The sequence below is a fragment of the Bradyrhizobium sp. BRP23 genome (assembly GCF_020194135.1).
In the GTDB taxonomy this organism is placed as follows: domain Bacteria; phylum Pseudomonadota; class Alphaproteobacteria; order Rhizobiales; family Xanthobacteraceae; genus Bradyrhizobium; species Bradyrhizobium yuanmingense.
In genome coordinates this window covers 617,256-634,141 of the sequence record NZ_JADYVW010000003.1, presented here as the reverse complement: position 1 = coordinate 634,141, position 16,886 = coordinate 617,256, and the positions used below count along the sequence as shown (strand labels likewise).

Sequence of the window (16,886 nt, the reverse complement as noted above, 5' to 3'; positions counted from 1 at the left end):
CCTCATTCCCCCTGAATCCATTCCGCGACGCCGCGCCACAGCGTGTCGCGGTGCTCGGGGCGGAAGAAGCCGAAATGGCCTATTCCCTTGGCGCCGACGTCGGACGGTTTGACCATCAGCACCTCCGGCTTGATCGCAGTGAATCCGCTCGCGAGCAGCTCGACCGCGGGCCGCGTCGCCCAGGGATCGTCGGAGAAACATAGCGAGCGCAGCTCGCCCTTGAACCTGGCGAAGTTCTCGAGTGCCGGCAGCTTTGAATCGAACAGATAGCGCGGGCTCGAGACCCATTCGGTCCATTGCAGGAAGACGCCCTTGGGCAAATCCTCGCCAATACCGGCCCAGCCCGGTGCGTAACCGAGTGCTTTGACCAGCGGCACACCGACAAAATTCATGAAGGCGTAGACCCGGTATTTTTCCGGCGAGGTCATCAACCGCCATGTCGCGGCCTGCGAGGCCACCAAGGCCGCGCGCGAGATATCGCTGTTATTCGCGATCAGCCCGAGCGCCTGGCCGCCGAAGGAATGGCCGATATAGGCGAGCGGCAGGGCATGATAGCGCTCGCGCATCCAGCTGACCGCGGCGGTGACGTCGAGCGCCGCCCAGTCCGACATCGAGGCCTTGAAGCCGACCAGCGATTTCGGCTGGTTGTAGCCGACCATCGCCGGCAGGCGGGAATCGCCGATGCCGCGATAATCGTAGGTCAGCACCGCGCAGCCGCGATGGGCGAGGTAGGAGGCAAAGCCCCGATAGATCTTTCGCGGCACGGCGGTCGCCGAATTGATCAGGACGGCATGGCGCTTGGCGCCGCGCGGCAGGAACAGGGTGCCGGTCAGGGCATAGCCGTCGGCTGCCGGGAAGCTGATCTCGTCGATGAAAACGTCATCCAGTGCCGCGCCCATGGCGGTCGGTGTCCTGTCGGATTCCTCAAGCCTGCCCAAGCAAATGCGAATTCGGCTTTGGCCGCAAGGGTTTGCGCTGCGAAATGGATTTACAACTGGCGGGGCGTGGCCGGCCTGTGTATAAGGCGGCCCTCGCAACCCCTAGATCAGGTTGTGGTTTTTGCTTCACGGAGAGATTGCGATGTCCGAGCGGTGGACGCCCGAGTCCTGGCGCAGCAAGCCGGTGCTACAGGTGCCCGAATATCCCGACGCCAGGGCTTTGGCCGACGTCGAGGCGCAGCTTGCGACCTTTCCGCCGCTGGTGTTCGCAGGCGAGGCGCGCAATCTGAAGAAGGCCTTGGGCCGCGTTGCGGCCGGCGAGGCCTTCCTGCTGCAGGGCGGCGACTGCGCCGAGAGCTTCGCCGAGCACGGCGCCAACAACATTCGCGACTTCTTCCGCGTGCTGCTGCAGATGGCGGTGGTGCTGACCTATGCCGGCGCGGTGCCGGTGGTGAAGGTCGGCCGCATCGCCGGCCAGTTCGCGAAACCGCGCTCGTCGGCGACCGAGAAGGTGAATGGCGTCGAGCTGCCGAGCTATCGCGGCGACATCGTCAACGACATCGCCTTCACCAGCGAAGCGCGCATTCCCGATCCGCAGCGCCAGCTGATGGCCTATCGCCAGTCCGCCGCGACGCTGAACCTGCTCCGCGCGTTCGCCACCGGCGGCTTCGCCAATCTCGGCAGCGTGCATCAATGGATGCTGGGTTTCCTCAAGGATAGCCCGCAGTCACGCCGCTACAAGGAGCTGGCCGACCGCATCTCGGACGCGCTCAACTTCATGCGCGCCTGCGGCCTCGACCTCGAGAGCCATCCGGAGCTGCGTGCCACCGATTTCTACACCAGCCATGAGGCGCTGCTGCTCGGCTACGAGCAGGCCATGACCCGCGTCGATTCCACCACCGGCGACTGGTACGCGACCTCGGGCCACATGATCTGGATCGGCGACCGCACCCGCCAGCTCGATCACGGCCATGTCGAATATTTCCGCGGCATCAAGAATCCGATCGGGCTGAAGTGCGGCCCCTCGCTCAAGGTGGACGAGCTGCTGAAGCTGATCGACGTGCTCAATCCCGACAACGAGCCGGGCCGGCTGACGCTGATCGGCCGCTTCGGCTCCGACAAGATTGGCGAGCATCTGCCGAACATGGTCCGCGCCGTGAAGCGCGAGGGCCGGGTGGTGGTCTGGTCCTGCGATCCCATGCACGGCAACACCATCACCTCGACGTCCGGCTACAAGACTCGCCCGTTCGACCGCATCCTGTCCGAGGTCAAGTCGTTCTTCGCGGTCCACGCCGCCGAGGGCACCCATGCCGGCGGCGTGCATCTGGAGATGACCGGCCAGGACGTCACCGAATGTCTCGGCGGCGCCCGCGCGATCACGGATGAGGATCTCAACGATCGCTACCACACGGTCTGCGATCCCCGCCTCAACGCCGAGCAATCCATCGATATGGCGTTCCTGGTCGCGGAGCTGCTCAAGCAGGAGCGCGCCGGCAAGGCTAAGCCGATTCCGGCCGCAGCGGGGCTGTAAGACCTTGCTGCGGATCTGGAAGGCCACGATCAATTCCCGCAACGGGCTGGCCTTTGCGTTCCGGTCGGAGCAGGCGGTCCGCGAGGAGATCTTTGCGCTGCTGCTGTCGGTGCCGCTCGCCTGGTTCATCGGCGCCACCGCGATGCGCGCGGTCGAATTGGTGTGCTCTGTCGCTTTCGTGCTGACGGTCGAGTTGCTCAATACCGCGATCGAGAAGCTCGCCGACCGGCTGACCTTGGATCACGACAAGCAGATCGGCCGAGTCAAGGACATGGGCTCGGCCGCGGTTGGCGTTGCGCTCTTGATGACCGGCGCGTTCTGGATCATTGCCATCATCGAGCGATTGGGGTTCCTCTAGAGCGCGGAGACAATCCATTGCGCGTGGGTGTCCGAGGTCCCTTCACCTCTCCCCAACGGGGAGAGGTCGATTTGTGTCTCGCGATGCGGAGCATCGTCGAGCTCAAATCGGGTGAGGGAGCTCAGCTCCCACGAGACACCGTAACCCCTCACCCGAATTGCATCTCCGACGCAATTCGACCTCTCCCTTCGGGAGAGGTGAAAGCGAGCGCGCGATGACCGAACGTCTCGACACATTCGCGGTCACGCTCGCCCAGCTCAATCCGACCATGGGCGACGTGGAGGGCAATGCGGCCAAGGCGCGCGCGGCGCGGGCGCAGGCCAAGTCCGGCGGCGCCGATCTCGTGTTGTTTCCAGAACTGTTCATCGCCGGCTATCCGCCGGAAGACCTGGTGCAGAAGCCCGCCTTCCAGGCCGCCTGCCGCGCCGCGATCGAAAGCCTCGCGCGCGAGACCGCCGATGGCGGGCCTGCGATGCTGGTCGGCACGCCCTGGGTCGAGGAGGGCATGCTCTACAATGCCTGTGCGCTGCTCGACGGCGGGCGCATCGCGAGCCTGCGTTTCAAGTGCAACCTGCCGAATTACGGCGTGTTCGACGAGAAGCGGCTGTTTTCGCGCGGCCCTGCCGCCGGTCCCGTGACTGTGCGCGGCGTGCGCATCGGTGTGCCGATCTGCGAGGACATCTGGCTGGAAGAGTCCGAGGATTACGAGAACGTGGTCGAGACGCTGGCCGAGACCGGCGCCGAGATCATCCTGGTGCCGAACGGCTCGCCTTACGCCCGCGACAAGAACGACGTGCGCCTGTCGGTCGCGGTGGCGCGCGTCACGGAGAGCGGGCTGCCGCTGGTCTATCTCAACCAGGTCGGCGGCCAGGACGAGCTCGTGTTCGACGGCGCATCCTTCGCGCTCAATGGCGATCTCTCGCTCGCGGCGCAGCTGCCGGCCTTCGAAGAGGGCATCGTCACGCTGCGCTTCAGCAGAAACGGCGACGACTGGCGCTGCAGCGGGCCGATCGCCGAGCTGCCCGAGGGCGACAAGGCCGACTACGCCGCCTGCGTGCTGGGCTTACGCGATTACGTCACCAAGAACGGCTTTCCAGGCGTGCTGCTCGGCATCTCCGGCGGCATCGATTCGGCGCTCTGCGCGGCGATCGCGCTCGACGCGCTCGGCGTCGACCAGGTGCATGGCGTGATGCTGCCTTACCGCTACACCGCGCCGCATTCGATCGCGGATGCCGGCGAGCTCGCCGGCCATCTCGGCATCCGCTACGAGGTGCTGCCGATCGCCGAAGCCGTGACCGGGTTCGAGACGATCCTGTCCGGCATCTTCAAGAACCTGCCGCCCGATATCACCGAGGAGAACCTCCAGGCCCGCACCCGCGGCACGCTGCTGATGGCGATCTCCAACAAAACCGGGCTGATGGTGGTGACGACCGGCAACAAGTCGGAGATGTCGGTCGGCTACGCCACGCTTTATGGCGACATGAACGGCGGCTTCAACCCGATCAAGGACATCTACAAGACGCAGGTGTTCCGCCTGGCAAGCCTGCGCAATTCCTGGAAGCCGGAGGGCGCGCTCGGCCCTGCCGGCGAGGTGATCCCGCCCGACATCATCACGCGCCCGCCGACCGCGGAGCTGCGCGAGAACCAGACCGATCAGGACTCGTTGCCGCCTTACGACGTGCTCGATGCCATCCTGGAGCGCCTGGTCGAGCGCGAGGAGCCGCTCGACCAGATCATCGCCGCCGGCTTCGACCGCGAGACGGTGATCCGGATCGATCATCTGCTCAACGTCGCCGAATACAAGCGCCGCCAGGCCGCGCCTGGGGTGAAGGTGACACCGAAGAATTTCGGCCGCGACCGCCGTTATCCCATCACCAACCGTTTTCGCGACAAGGGCCAGCCGTTGCCGGCGACGGATGAGGCGCTGGTGTCACGTGGAAGCACGGCGTCAATCGACGCATTCGAGGGGTGAAGCCTAGCCTGAGCGACGGCAGGCGCTATGACGGGGTTGCGAAAAACAGCACCCTCAGGAAGCGTGTGTATTCGGATTCGAGCGCCATGATCGCCACAAATACGAATACCACGACCGGCGGCAGCAGGATGGCATAGGTCAAGGCCAGCCGCTCCCAGGCCATGTGCATGAAGACGGCGACGATCAGGCCGGCCTTCAACATCATGAACAGCAGGATCAGCGACCACCTCAGATAGCCATGCAGGCCAAAGTAGTCGACGAGGTAGGAGAACGTGCTGAGGACGAACAACCAGCCCCAGACCACGAGGTAGAGCTTGATCGGGTGCTGTTGCCCCTCGGCGTGAACGGCTTCCGTTGCGACTGCGCCGTGCGCCGGAGCGTGGAGCCGCTCTTCCATGTGTACCGCCGCGTTTGTCATGCGCCGACCTCACCAAAGATAGAAGAATGCGAAGATGAACACCCACACGAGATCGACGAAGTGCCAGTATAGGCCCGTGATCTCGACGATCTCGTAATTCCCCCTTCGGCTCGTGAAGAAGCCGCGCCTCTCGACGTCGAAGTCGCCACGAAAGACCTTTCGCGCGATGGCAATCAGGAAGATCACACCGAACGTCACATGGGTGCCGTGGAAGCCGGTGATCATGAAGAAGCTCGCACCAAACTGCGGGGCGCCCCATGGATTGCCCCAGGGCCGGACGCCCTCCATGATCAGCTTGGTCCATTCGAAGGCCTGCATTCCGACGAAGGTCGCGCCGAAGGCTGCAGTGACCAGCATCAGGATCGCGGTTCTCACCCGATCGCGGCGGTAGCCGAAATTGACGGCCATCGCCATCGTACCGCTGCTGCTGATCAGCACGAAGGTCATGATGGCGATCAGGATCAGGGGCATGTGGTTGCCCCCGATATCGAGGGCGAAGACTTCGCTGGGATTGGGCCACGGCACGGTCGTCGACATGCGCGCCGTCATGTAGGAGAGCAGGAAGCAACTGAAGATGAATGTGTCGCTGAGGAGGAAGATCCACATCATGGCCTTGCCCCAGGACACGTTCTTGAAGGCGCGCTGATCGGACGCCCAGTCGGCGGCGATGCCGCGCCAGCCTTCAAGCCGCGCAGGCGATTGGCCCGGATTTGTCAGCACGGTCTCAGCCATCTGGTCTCGCCTCCTAGCTCAGCAATTGGCGGCAGATGTCGATGAAATCGTCGGTCCAGCCGGTGAGAAGACCGAGCAGGACAAGCCAGACCAACAGCAGGAAGTGCCAGTAGATGGCGCACAGCTCCACGCTCAAGCGCATGTCGGCGATCTCGGCGCCGCGCCACATCTTGGCCGAGGTTCGGCCCAAGGCCACCAGACCGCCCGTCAGGTGCAGCCCGTGCACTGCGGTCAACAGGTAGAAGAAGGAATTCGATGGATTGGACGCCACGAAATATCCCGCAGCCCCGAGCCGTTGCCAGGCCAGGAGCTGCCCGGCGAGGAAGATCACGGCAGATGCTCCGCCCGCGAGCAGACCGATCATGACGCCTTCGGTATCGTGTCGGCGCGCGGCCACGTACGACCATTGCAGCGCGACACTGCTCAGGACCAGGACGCCCGTGTTGACCCACAGCAGCCGTGGCACCGGCAGCGGCCGCCAGTCCACCACGCTCATGCGCATCGAGTAGGCGCTGATGAAGAGGATGAACAAGGCGCTCGCGACCGCGAGAAACACGCCAAGTCCGATCTTCGCTGCCGGCCAGGTTATGGCATCGCCGCCGGGGAAGTCACCGGCCGGGCCTTCCTCCAGCCAGGGCTTGGCCGTCAGGCGCTGCTGCGACAGCCACCATCCGGCGATCACCGCAAGCACAGCCAGGAACAGGATGATGGCGCTCACGAAGCAGCTCCCTGAACGAGCTGAGTCGCACGCGGCGGCTGGTTCTGCGGAATGAAGTCCTCCGCGGCACCGGGCACACTGTAATCATAGGCCCAGCGGTACACGACAGGGAGCTCCTTGCCCCAGTTGCCGTGCGCCGGGGGCGTCTCCGGCGTCTGCCACTCCAGCGTCGTCGCCCGCCACGGATTGCCGCCTGAGGCCTCACCTTTGAACAGGCTCCAGACAAGGTTGAACAGGAACACCATCTGGCTAAAGCCGACGATCAAGGCCACCACGGAGATGAAGGCGTTGAGTGAATGGGCCGAGGACGGAATGAACGTCGTATCCAGGAGTTCGAAATACCGGCGCGGGACCCCGAGCAGTCCAAGATAGTGCATGGGGAAGAAGATCAGGTAGGCGCCGAGGAAGGTGACCCAGAAGTGAAACTTGCCCATGGCCTCGTTCAGCATCCGCCCCGTGACCTTTGGGTACCAATGATAGATCGCGCCGAGCACGACCATGATGGGCGCCACGCCCATCACCATGTGGAAATGGGCGACCACGAACATGGTATCCGAGAGGGGCACGTCCACGACGACGTTGCCGAGGAAGAGGCCGGTGAGCCCGCCGTTCACGAAGGTGACGATGAAGCCGAGGGCGAACAGCATCGGCACCGTGAGATGAATGTCGCCGCGCCACAGGGTCAGCACCCAGTTGTAGACCTTGATCGCGGTGGGGATTGCGATGATGAGCGTCGTGGTGGCGAAGAAGTACCCGAATTGCGGGAACATGCCGCTCACATACATGTGGTGCGCCCATACGATGAAGCTGAGCGCGCCGATGGCTACGATCGCCCAGACCATCATGCGATAACCAAAGATGTTCTTGCGCGCATGCGTGCTGATCAGATCGGAGACGATGCCGAAGGCGGGCAGGGCGACGATGTAGACTTCGGGATGACCGAAAAACCAGAACAGGTGCTGGAAGAGCAACGGGCTGCCGCCGCCATGTTTCGAAAGCGTGCCCATCTCGAGGAGAGCGGGCATGAAGAAGCTGGTTCCCAAGAGACGGTCGAACAGCAGCATGACCGAGGCAACGAACAATGCAGGGAACGCGAGGAGCGCCATAACGGTCGCCGTGAAAATGCCCCACACCGTCAGGGGCAGGCGCATCAAGGTCATGCCGCGCGTGCGCGCCTGCAACACAGTGACCACATAGTTCAGCCCGCCCATGGTGAAGCCGATGATGAACAGGATCAGGGACGCGAGCATGAGAAGGATGCCCCAATCCTGCCCGGGCGTTCCTGAAAGGATTGCTTGCGGCGGGTACAGCGTCCAACCGGCGCCGGTGGGGCCGCCGGGCACGAAGAATGTCGAGGCAAGCACCAGGACTGCGAGCAGGTAGATCCAGTAGCTCAGCATGTTCACATAGGGGAAGACCATGTCCCTGGCGCCGACCATCAGCGGGATCAGGTAGTTGCCGAAGCCGCCCAGGAACAATGCGGTGAGCAGGTAAATCACCATGATCATGCCGTGCATGGTGATGAACTGGAGGTACTGGTTGGCATCGATGAAAGAGAACGTGCCGGGGAATCCCAGTTGCAGCCGCATCAGCCACGACAGCACCAGGGCCACCAGCCCGATGGCCGTGGCCGTCAGCGAATACTGAATGGCGATCACCTTGGCGTCCTGCGAGAACACATATCGTGTCCACCAGCTCCGCGGATGATAGAGCTCGACGTCAGGTACTTCGGCAGGCGGGATGCCGGGGATTCCTTCATATGGAACATCGACCATAGAACCTCCTCGGTCGTTCCATCGGGGGGAGGCGCTGGCCTCTTGCGCCCGATCTATCTTCGGCGGCAGCTTGCTACTTGCTGCCGGATTGGTACGTCGTCTTCACGACGGCTTTTGCCGGCGATAATTCTGCGAACGTTTTTTGTTGCTCCAGCCAAGCGTGATATTCACGCTCTTCGTCGACGATGACCTTGGCCCGCATTTGATAGTGAGCAGTGCCACAAAGCTCCGCACAGAGGACATCGAAGGTTCCGGTTCGGATCGGCGTGATCCAGAAATAGGTCACCATGCCTGGAACCATGTCCATCTTGGCCCGGAATTCGGGCACGTAGAAATCGTGCAGGACATCAACCGAGCGGAGGAGAACCTTGACCGGCTTTCCGACTTGAAGGTGCAGGTCGCCGCTCTCGATCACGACATCGTCCTGCGCGTGCCGGTCGTCACGATTGAGCCCCATCGGATTGTCGGAAGCGATGTTGCGGACATCCGATGTGCCCAACTGCCCATCCTTGCCCGGAAGGCGGAAGCTCCACTGCCATTGCTGGCCCATGACCTCGATCTCGGTGGCATCCGCAGGCACCGTCACGAACTGGTGCCAGACCACGAGGCCAGGCGCCAGCATGGCCGCGACGCCGATGCCGGTCCCGACGCTCAGCCACCATTCGAGCCTTTTGTTTTCCGGATTGTAGTCAGCCCTTCTTCCCTCTCTATGGCGAAAGCGAAAGACGCAGTAAGCCATGAAGGCGATCACGGCGACGAAAACAAAGCCCGTGATCCAGAACGTGATGTTGATCGTGTGGTCGATATAGGCCCAGTTCGTGGCGATCGGCGTCCACCACCACGGGCTGTAGATGTGAAACAGCACCGAGCCGATCGCGACCAGAAGCAGTATCAGTGCGACAGCCATCCTGATCCATCCTTGCCATCGAAGGCTACGGATACGAATCCCGGGCGGAGCTCATGTCTGTCGCGATGGCTGGCCTTTCTTGGCATATGCCATCGCCGGCCTCTTGCTTCGCCCAGTCCACCGATCGCGAAATCAAGAGAACGCTCGCGACCTTCAACTCTAAGGGCGTCTGCGTCTAAAATGATCCCAGCCTAATCCGGCGTCAATAGAGCAATAGAGGTGCCCGAATTGGTGTGATTGCCGGTGCTGGCAAACCGACAAGCATCCGGTGCCCATTGTTCGGTTTGGGTGATGCAACGCACAAATCCGTGCTGGTGCGCAATTCACCCAACCGTGAGTGCAGTCGTGCTCCGCGCGCGCTAAGCTTGCCGGGCAGGTCGCGACGGGTTCCGTCCGGCCAGGCTCGGTTACTGAACCTGGGTTGCCGTACCAGACCCATCGCGTTTCCTGCTCGTCAGGCGGACACGCGTGGCTGAAGAGCGCGTGTTGTCGAAAACCGCGATTTTCAGCTCGGGAGGGTCCGTACATGGCCACTCTGTACTCCCACGACATCAGGCGGCGCGCATTCGGCGAAGCGACCTCCTATCCCATTCGCAAGATAAGCTTGTCCGACCTGACCGAGGTCCTGCGCCTGGGTTGGGGTGATTTCCAGGCGATGCCGAGTCACGCGATCGTCGTGTGCCTGATTTATCCCGTTCTCGGTCTCGTCCTGTTCAGGATGGTGCTCGGCTATTCGGTGCTGCCGCTACTGTTTCCGCTGGCCGCCGGCTTTGCCTTGATCGGTCCTTTTGCCGCGATCGGTCTCTACGAACTCAGCCGTCGTCGCGAGCGCGGCGAAGAGGTCGAAGCATGGGATGCGATCAAGGTGCTGCGCGCACCGTCGTTCGGCGCCATGGTCGAACTCGGCGTGCTCCTGCTGGTCCTGTTCGGGGCCTGGATCGGTGCCGCGAACGCAATCTATGTCGCGATCTTCGGTCACGCTGCGGCCGCAAGCATACCCGACTTCGCAACGCGCGTGCTGACGACACCCGAAGGCTGGTCGCTCATCATCATCGGTTGCGGTGTCGGCTTCCTGTTTGCGGTTGTGGCATTGTGCGTTAGCGTCGTGTCATTTCCGTTGATGCTGGACCGTCATGCGACGGCGATCGACGCGATCCGCACGTCGCTCCGAGCGGTGGCGGCGAATCCGGTTGCGATGGCCGGATGGGGCCTCATCGTGGCGGCTCTGCTCGTGATCGGCTCGCTGCCGCTCTTCGTCGGTCTCGCCGTCGTTCTGCCGGTGCTCGGTCATGCCACCTGGCACCTCTATCGGCGGGTGGTCGAGCCCAATCCGAACCCACCGGATGCACCGCTTCCGCCCCGGAAGGGCAGGCGCTACGCAGCAGACTTTCCGGCCAATCTCTTCCCGTGGAGCCGCGAGGGCGAGCCGTAACAGCGGAACGGCCGCGCTGGGACGCCCGCGCGGAGCATGACAGAGCGACGGCCTACTTCTGCTGCTGCGGCAGGAAGGTGGGGCCGACCGAGCGGATCGGCTTGTTCTCCGACGCGGGGCTCGCGTCCGCGGGTGGCGTGGCGACCGGTGCGGCAGCAGTTGCTGGCGCAGGAGCCGCGCCTTTCTTGGCATTGGCAGGCTGCGGCGCGCCCTTGTTGAGTCGTTGCTGCTGCATCTTCCTGGCGCTTTCCTCGGTGACGATGATGTCGCCCTGCTGCTCGGCCGCGGCCTTGTCATCGGCCGATTTCAGCGCATCCGCCCAGGTCTGTCCCGCCGCCTTGCAGGAGCAGGAAGGGTTGAACTCGCTGCGGAATTTGAATGCGGTCGGCAGCGCCGTGTAGGGCTGGCCGCCGATCGAGACCGCAGCGTTCATATCCTCGCCGGGATTGCGATGGCTGTAGAGCACGGCTTCCGCGGCCGGGCACAGCGCCTTGCAGGTCTTCTCATCGTCAGGGAAGCGCGCCGGCACGGTGGCAAAGGAGATCGGGAAATAGGCGCCGTCGCAGGTGCGCACGCAGACGGTGCGGAAGGTGCCGGATTGCGGGCCGAGATCGGAGGGCGGCATGGCCTGCGGATTGTTCGGGTTGTTGCCGCCGAACAGATTGCTGAGGAAGTTGCCGCCGCCCTGCTGCTGCACGGCATTGGCATATTGCGGGCCGCAATTGTTCTGCGCCAGCGCCATCAGCACCGAGCGGCGCTGGTTGTCGCGCTCCGGGTTGGCGCCGGGACCGCCGCGCAGCCGCTCCAGACTGCCGGTGATCTGGTCCAGATTGGCGCGCATCTGCTGGATCTGGGTGTTGACCGGGCCGCACTGCGCCGACTGGCCGTTGAACAGCGAGAAGAAGCCGGAGGAATCACAGCCCATGCGCTTGGCCTGCATGGTGACACGGTCGAGCTCGGCCTGCTGCTTGGCCTGGGAATCCTGGTAGCGGCGGATCTGCTCTTCGCGCGCGGCATCACCTCCGCCGCGATCGAGCGCGGCGAGTTGGGCTTCCAGCCGCACGCACATCGGGTTCGGTCCGAGCCCGTTCTGGCCGGGCTGGGGCGGCGGGCCGGCCTGCGCCAAAGCGCCATCGGCGAGCACGAGTGTGCCGAGGAGCACGGTGCAAGCAAGGAGGGAGCGGGCACGGAGGAGAGAGAAGAATTCAGGCATATCCGCCATTCTAGCGAGGTCACGGCCCAGCGTGATCATCCAAGTGAGGTGGGGGCCGAAGCGCGCCCTCCAATAGCCGCTTCCCGCGGCATCGTCACGTCGTTTCAGGGGCCGAACTGGTCCTAAGGTCCGCCAGCTCCGAGGGAATTCAGCGCTGGCAGGTGATTGCGACATATTCGTCGCAATGGCCATGGGAGCAGTTTGTGCCGGTTTTGGGGACGGAGCCGGTAATTTCGTCGGGATCGACCCGGCGATAGCCTGATGCCTTTGCAAAATCTCGTGACTGACAATAGGTGCGCGCGGCGGAGGCGCCGCATGTGTCGCCCTTGGTGTCGTTCTTGGACAGGCACTGGTCGGCGATGATGAAGACGCGGGTCTCGGCGCACGCCTGAGGTGCTGCAAGGAGCGAGGCGCTGAAAATGAGCGCGAGCAGGGATCGCATGAAAATACCGGGGGCAAAAAACTAGGGAACCGCGGGTTTCAGAATGGGCTCAAATGGTTAGGGGATCATGAAGCCTTAAGGCAGGCCGCGCCCCTTGCGGAGGCAAAAACGGCATTTTCGCGGCCCTTGACGCCGGGGCCCGTGGTGGCCCATATGTGGCCGCATGAACGGTCTCCTCGCCATTTGCGCCATTTGCCGCGAGATTACGAGCTAGCGATTCGCTGGCTGGAGCCGTCTTTTCTCAAACACATTGAGAGCCTTGGACGCCCGGCCGAGAGGGATGGGTTGTCATGGAATTGCGTCTTTACGATACGCTGAGCCGGGAAAAGCGCACCTTCGTGCCGCTCGATCCGAACAACGTCCGCATGTATGTCTGCGGACCGACGGTCTATGACTTCGCCCATATCGGCAATGCGCGGCCGGTGATCGTGTTCGACGTGCTGTTTCGGCTGCTGCGCCACATCTACGGCGAGGCGCACGTCAAATATGTCCGCAACATCACCGACGTCGACGACAAGATCAACGACCGCGCCGCGCGCGACTTTCCCGGCCTGCCGCTGAACGAGGCCATTGGCAAGGTCACCGAGCAGACCGGCAAGCAGTTTCATGCCGACGTCGATGCGCTCGGCGCGCTTCGGCCGAGCGTCGAGCCGCGCGCCACGGAGCATATCGGCGAGATGCGCGAGATCATCGAGAAGCTGGTCGCCGGCGGCTTTGCCTATGTCGCCGAGAACCACGTGCTGTTCTCGCCGCAGGCGATGAACGCGGCCAATTCCGCGCTGCCGCGCTATGGCGCGCTGTCGAAGCGCTCGCTCGACGAGATGATCGCCGGCGCGCGGGTCGATGTTGCGCCCTACAAGCGCGATGCGACCGACTTCGTGCTGTGGAAGCCGTCGAAGCCGGGCGAGCCGTCCTGGCCGTCGCCATCCGGCATCAAGGCGGAGGGGCGTCCGGGCTGGCACATCGAGTGCTCAGCGATGGCCTGGAAGCATCTCGGCGAGCATTTCGACATCCATGGCGGCGGCATCGATCTCGTGTTTCCGCACCACGAGAACGAGGTCGCGCAGACCTGCTGCGCCTTCCATCGCGAGCGCATGGCGAATTATTGGATGCACAACGGCTTCTTGCAGGTCGAGAGCGAGAAGATGTCGAAGAGCCTCGGCAACTTCATCACGATCCACGAGCTGCTCAGGGATTGGCCGGGTGAGGTGCTGCGCCTCAACATGCTCAAGACGCATTACCGCTCGCCGATCGACTGGACCATGAAGTCGCTGGAGGAGAGCGCCAAGACGCTCGACGACTGGTATCGCGTCGCGGCCGATGTCGTGTCCGGCGAGCCGGCTCCGTCGGTGGTCGAACCGCTGCTCGACGACCTCAACACGCCGCAGGCGATCGCGGCGCTGCACGGCCTCCGCGGCAACGATATCGCAGGTCTTGCGGGCTCGTTGCGGCTGCTCGGATTCCTCTCCGAGAGCGCGGCGCAGTGGGAAGGGCGCAAGCAGCAGGCGAGCGGGATCGACGCCAAGGAGGTCGAGCGCCTGCTCGCGGAGCGAACAGCTGCGCGTAGCCGCAAGGACTTTGGCGAGTCCGACCGCATTCGCGATCTGCTCGCTGCGATGGGCGTCGCGATCAAGGACTCCAAGGAAGGCACCACCTGGGAGATCGCCCGATGAAGCGCCCCGAGACGCCTTTCCCGCGGCACTGGCTCTATTACATCGCGCTGAAAATCGCGCTGCTCGCCGGCGCGGTGGCGATCGTGCTCAAGCTTTATGGGATGTGGTAAGGACGATGGGACAGACTTTGCCAAAGCCCGCACTGAGGCCCTTCCTGCCGGCGGATGTGCCGATGCTCGCCGCGATCTTCGCCGCCAGCATCGAGGAGTTGACCGGCGACGATTATAGCGAGGCGCAGCAGGAAGCCTGGATGGCGGCGGCCGAGGACGAGGAGTTCGGCAAGCGGCTTGCGTCCGACCTGACGCTGATCGCGACGCTGGAAGGCTCGCCTGTCGGCTTCGCCTCGCTGCGCGGCAATGATCACATCCGCATGCTCTATGTGCATCCGGCCGTGGCCGGGCAGGGCATCGCGACCATGCTGGTCGACGCGCTGGAGAAGCTCGCCGGCGGCCGCGGCGCCAAGAGCCTCTCGGTCGACGCCAGCGATACCGCGGAGGGCTTCTTCGCCAAGCGCGGCTACACCGCCCAGCAGCGCAACAGCGTCACCATCAACGACGAGTGGCTCGCCAACACCACCATGAAGAAGACGCTCGGAGCGGGGCAATGAGCAAGCAGCGTCTCTATCTGTTCGACACCACGCTGCGCGATGGGGCGCAGACCAACGGCGTCGACTTCACGCTGGCGGACAAGCAGGTCATCGCGGCGATGCTCGATGATCTCGGCATCGACTATGTCGAGGGCGGCTATCCCGGCGCCAACCCGCTCGACACCGAGTTCTTTGGCTCCAAGCCCAAGCTCAATCATGCGCGCTTCACCGCCTTCGGCATGACGCGGCGGGCAGGCCGGTCGGTCTCGAACGACCCGGGCGTCGCGGGCCTTTTGGAAGCGAAGGCGGACGCGATCTGCTTCGTGGCGAAGGCGTCGGCCTATCAGGTCCGCGTGGCGCTGGAGACCACGAAGGAAGAAAATCTCGCCTCGATCCGCGACAGCGTCGCGGCGGCGAAGGCGGCCGGCCGCGAGGTGATGCTCGATTGCGAGCATTTCTTCGACGGCTACAAGGAAGACGCCGCCTTCGCGCTCGCCTGCGCCAAGGCCGCCTTCGATGCCGGTGCGCGTTGGGTGGTGCTGTGCGACACCAACGGCGGCACCATGCCCGATGAGGTCGAGGCCATCGTCAGAGACGTGACCAGGCACATCCCCGGCGATCACGTCGGCATCCACGCCCATAACGACACCGAGCAGGCGGTGGCCAATTCGCTCGCCGCGGTGCGTGCCGGCGCGCGGCAGATCCAGGGCACGCTGAACGGCCTCGGCGAGCGCTGCGGCAATGCCAATCTCTGCTCGCTGATCCCGACGCTGAAGCTGAAGACGGGGTTTGCCGACGCTTTCGAGATCGGCGTCACCACCGAGAAGCTGGCGATGCTCGTCAAGGTGTCGCGCACGCTCGACGACATGCTCAACCGCGTGCCGAACCGGCATGCTCCTTACGTCGGCGAGAGCGCCTTCGTCACCAAGACCGGCATCCATGCCTCCGCCGTGCTGAAGGATCCGCAGACATACGAGCATGTGTTGCCGGAGCTGGTCGGCAATCACCGCAAGGTGCTGGTGTCCGACCAGGCCGGACGCTCCAACGTCATCGCCGAGCTCGACCGCGCCGGTATCCCTTACGAGAAGAGCGATCCCAAGCTGACGCGTCTCGTCGAGGAATTGAAGGAGCGCGAGGCGGCCGGCTATGCCTATGAATCCGCCAACGCCTCGTTCGAGCTCCTGGCGCGCCGCACGCTCGGCAAGGTGCCGCATTATTTCGAGGTCGAGCAGTTCGACGTCAACGTCGAGCAGCGCTACAACGCGCTCGGCGAACGCGTCACGGTGGCGCTCGCGGTGGTCAAGGTCGACGTCGCCGGCGAGCATCTGATCTCGGCGGCCGAAGGCAACGGTCCCGTCAACGCGCTCGACGTCGCGCTGCGCAAGGACCTCGGCAAGTACCAGAAGTTCATCGAGGGCCTGACACTGATCGACTATCGCGTCCGTATCCTCAATGGCGGCACCGGCGCGGTCACGCGCGTGCTGATCGAGAGCGAGGACGAGAACGGCGATCGTTGGACCACGGTCGGGGTGTCCCCGAACATCATCGATGCCTCGTTCCAGGCGCTGATGGATTCGGTAATCTACAAGCTCGTGAAGTCGGACGCGCCGGCGTAACCCCCACGACGACTGTCATTCCCCGCGAAGGCGGGGAATCCATGTACGCTGCGGCCCATCGATTTATCTACGGCTGTCACGGAGTACTGGATCGCCCGGTCAAGCCGGGCGATGACACCGAGGATGGGGAAAGGCACCGCCATGATCGACCATATCTCCGTCGGCGTCAGCGATCTCGACCGCGCCGCCAGATTCTACGAGGCCGCGCTCGCCACACTCGGCCTCGCGCGCCTCGTCACGCGGCCGCGGACGATCGGGTTTGGCAAGGCCTATCCGGAGTTCTGGATCAATCTGCGCGAGGGCATGCCGCGTGTCGCGCCGGAGAGCGGCGTGCACATCTGCCTGCGGGCGAAAACCGCGGCCGAGGTCGATGCGTTTCACGCAGCTGCGCTGTCCGCTGGCGGCGCCTCCGACGGCGCACCGGGCCTCCGCCCGCACGATCGCGTGCGCTACTACGCCGCCTTCGTCACCGATCCCGACGGCAACCGGATCGAGGCGGTGACGTTTCCGCAGGAATAGGGACGGTCTAAAGCGCGATGCGATTAGGATGGATCGTCATCGCGCTTTAGGTTGTT

The 16,886-nt window shown here is 63.9% G+C and carries 16 protein-coding genes; 8 read left to right on the top strand and 8 right to left on the bottom strand.

From position 1 onward, the window contains the following. Window positions 1–2: 2 nt before the first annotated feature. Complete coding sequence (locus tag I6F24_RS11170) at window positions 3–899, bottom strand: alpha/beta fold hydrolase (protein WP_225125862.1); 897 nt, start codon at window positions 897–899, stop codon at window positions 3–5. A 181-nt stretch (window positions 900–1,080) separates the two neighbouring features. Between I6F24_RS11170 and I6F24_RS11165 the strand changes: the two genes are divergently transcribed. The 3 genes from I6F24_RS11165 to I6F24_RS11155 all read left to right on the top strand — a co-directional run bounded on the left by I6F24_RS11165 (window position 1,081) and on the right by I6F24_RS11155 (window position 4,799). Continuing rightward, the gene (locus I6F24_RS11165; protein ID WP_225149442.1) at window positions 1,081–2,469 is read left to right on the top strand and encodes a 3-deoxy-7-phosphoheptulonate synthase class II; all 1,389 of its coding nucleotides are present in this window, start codon (window positions 1,081–1,083) and stop codon (window positions 2,467–2,469) included. 4 nt (window positions 2,470–2,473) lie between these two features. Further along, on the top strand, window positions 2,474–2,827 hold the full coding sequence (locus I6F24_RS11160; protein ID WP_036001513.1) for a diacylglycerol kinase: 354 nt from the start codon (window positions 2,474–2,476) through the stop codon (window positions 2,825–2,827). 214 nt (window positions 2,828–3,041) lie between these two features. Beyond that, complete coding sequence (locus tag I6F24_RS11155; protein WP_225149443.1) at window positions 3,042–4,799, top strand: NAD+ synthase; 1,758 nt, start codon at window positions 3,042–3,044, stop codon at window positions 4,797–4,799. Window positions 4,800–4,824: 25 nt separating this feature from the next. On the opposite strand, the gene I6F24_RS11150 is transcribed toward I6F24_RS11155, so the two are convergent. The 5 genes from I6F24_RS11150 to I6F24_RS11130 form a co-directional block, all read right to left on the bottom strand. Beyond that, complete coding sequence (locus I6F24_RS11150; protein WP_036001507.1) at window positions 4,825–5,217, bottom strand: cytochrome C oxidase subunit IV family protein; 393 nt, start codon at window positions 5,215–5,217, stop codon at window positions 4,825–4,827. A 9-nt stretch (window positions 5,218–5,226) separates the two neighbouring features. Further along, window positions 5,227–5,949 (bottom strand): heme-copper oxidase subunit III family protein, encoded by a 723-nt coding sequence (locus tag I6F24_RS11145; RefSeq protein ID WP_036001504.1) that lies wholly within the window; start codon window positions 5,947–5,949, stop codon window positions 5,227–5,229. Between the two features lie 13 nt (window positions 5,950–5,962). Next, a complete protein-coding gene (locus tag I6F24_RS11140) occupies window positions 5,963–6,667 on the bottom strand; it encodes a cytochrome c oxidase subunit 3 (protein ID WP_036022264.1) in 705 nt (234 codons plus the stop codon). Continuing rightward, window positions 6,664–8,442, bottom strand: a complete 1,779-nt coding sequence (locus I6F24_RS11135) for a cbb3-type cytochrome c oxidase subunit I (protein ID WP_036001499.1) — start codon at window positions 8,440–8,442, stop codon at window positions 6,664–6,666. The genes I6F24_RS11140 and I6F24_RS11135 overlap by 4 nt, the downstream gene beginning before the upstream one ends. A gap of 73 nt (window positions 8,443–8,515) precedes the next feature. Next, window positions 8,516–9,349 (bottom strand): cytochrome c oxidase subunit II, encoded by an 834-nt coding sequence (locus I6F24_RS11130; RefSeq protein ID WP_036022267.1) that lies wholly within the window; start codon window positions 9,347–9,349, stop codon window positions 8,516–8,518. A 526-nt stretch (window positions 9,350–9,875) separates the two neighbouring features. Here I6F24_RS11130 and I6F24_RS11125 point away from each other — a divergent pair. Next, window positions 9,876–10,781: a DUF2189 domain-containing protein gene (locus tag I6F24_RS11125; RefSeq protein WP_036001493.1), complete on the top strand. Its 906-nt coding sequence runs from the start codon at window positions 9,876–9,878 to the stop codon at window positions 10,779–10,781. A 52-nt stretch (window positions 10,782–10,833) separates the two neighbouring features. Here I6F24_RS11125 and I6F24_RS11120 read toward each other — a convergent pair whose 3' ends face one another. Further along, entirely contained in the window at window positions 10,834–12,003 is a 1,170-nt protein-coding gene (locus I6F24_RS11120; RefSeq protein ID WP_074447864.1) for a DUF2865 domain-containing protein, read from the bottom strand. A gap of 139 nt (window positions 12,004–12,142) precedes the next feature. Beyond that, on the bottom strand, window positions 12,143–12,436 hold the full coding sequence (locus I6F24_RS11115; RefSeq protein WP_036001478.1) for a hypothetical protein: 294 nt from the start codon (window positions 12,434–12,436) through the stop codon (window positions 12,143–12,145). 290 nt (window positions 12,437–12,726) lie between these two features. Here I6F24_RS11115 and cysS point away from each other — a divergent pair, with 290 nt between their 5' ends. From cysS to I6F24_RS11095, 4 genes are all read left to right on the top strand, one after another. Continuing rightward, the gene (gene cysS, locus I6F24_RS11110; RefSeq protein ID WP_036022289.1) at window positions 12,727–14,109 is read left to right on the top strand and encodes a cysteine--tRNA ligase; all 1,383 of its coding nucleotides are present in this window, start codon (window positions 12,727–12,729) and stop codon (window positions 14,107–14,109) included. A gap of 115 nt (window positions 14,110–14,224) precedes the next feature. After that, window positions 14,225–14,716 carry a GNAT family N-acetyltransferase gene (locus I6F24_RS11105; protein WP_036001471.1) on the top strand — a complete coding sequence of 164 codons (492 nt, stop codon included), beginning with the start codon at window positions 14,225–14,227 and terminating at the stop codon, window positions 14,714–14,716. After that, window positions 14,713–16,311 (top strand): citramalate synthase, encoded by a 1,599-nt coding sequence (cimA, locus tag I6F24_RS11100; protein ID WP_225149444.1) that lies wholly within the window; start codon window positions 14,713–14,715, stop codon window positions 16,309–16,311. The genes I6F24_RS11105 and cimA overlap by 4 nt, the downstream gene beginning before the upstream one ends. Before the next feature lie 141 nt (window positions 16,312–16,452). Beyond that, window positions 16,453–16,830, top strand: coding sequence for a VOC family protein (locus I6F24_RS11095; protein ID WP_225149733.1), 378 nt, complete (start codon window positions 16,453–16,455; stop codon window positions 16,828–16,830). The last annotated feature ends 56 nt before the right edge of the window (window positions 16,831–16,886 follow it).

Excerpts from the sequence above, each read along its gene's own strand:
- I6F24_RS11170 (WP_225125862.1), bottom strand. The coding sequence starts at position 899 with ATGGGCGCGGCACTGGATGACGTTTTCATCGACGAGATCAGCTTCCCG.
- I6F24_RS11165 (WP_225149442.1), top strand. The coding sequence starts at position 1,081 with ATGTCCGAGCGGTGGACGCCCGAGTCCTGGCGCAGCAAGCCGGTGCTA.
- I6F24_RS11155 (WP_225149443.1), top strand. The coding sequence starts at position 3,042 with ATGACCGAACGTCTCGACACATTCGCGGTCACGCTCGCCCAGCTCAAT.
- I6F24_RS11150 (WP_036001507.1), bottom strand. The coding sequence starts at position 5,217 with ATGACAAACGCGGCGGTACACATGGAAGAGCGGCTCCACGCTCCGGCG.
- I6F24_RS11145 (WP_036001504.1), bottom strand. The coding sequence starts at position 5,949 with ATGGCTGAGACCGTGCTGACAAATCCGGGCCAATCGCCTGCGCGGCTT.
- I6F24_RS11135 (WP_036001499.1), bottom strand. The coding sequence starts at position 8,442 with ATGGTCGATGTTCCATATGAAGGAATCCCCGGCATCCCGCCTGCCGAA.
- I6F24_RS11130 (WP_036022267.1), bottom strand. The coding sequence starts at position 9,349 with ATGGCTGTCGCACTGATACTGCTTCTGGTCGCGATCGGCTCGGTGCTG.
- I6F24_RS11125 (WP_036001493.1), top strand. The coding sequence starts at position 9,876 with ATGGCCACTCTGTACTCCCACGACATCAGGCGGCGCGCATTCGGCGAA.
- I6F24_RS11120 (WP_074447864.1), bottom strand. The coding sequence starts at position 12,003 with ATGGCGGATATGCCTGAATTCTTCTCTCTCCTCCGTGCCCGCTCCCTC.
- I6F24_RS11115 (WP_036001478.1), bottom strand. The coding sequence starts at position 12,436 with ATGCGATCCCTGCTCGCGCTCATTTTCAGCGCCTCGCTCCTTGCAGCA.
- cysS (WP_036022289.1), top strand. The coding sequence starts at position 12,727 with ATGGAATTGCGTCTTTACGATACGCTGAGCCGGGAAAAGCGCACCTTC.
- I6F24_RS11105 (WP_036001471.1), top strand. The coding sequence starts at position 14,225 with ATGGGACAGACTTTGCCAAAGCCCGCACTGAGGCCCTTCCTGCCGGCG.
- cimA (WP_225149444.1), top strand. The coding sequence starts at position 14,713 with ATGAGCAAGCAGCGTCTCTATCTGTTCGACACCACGCTGCGCGATGGG.
- I6F24_RS11095 (WP_225149733.1), top strand. The coding sequence starts at position 16,453 with ATGATCGACCATATCTCCGTCGGCGTCAGCGATCTCGACCGCGCCGCC.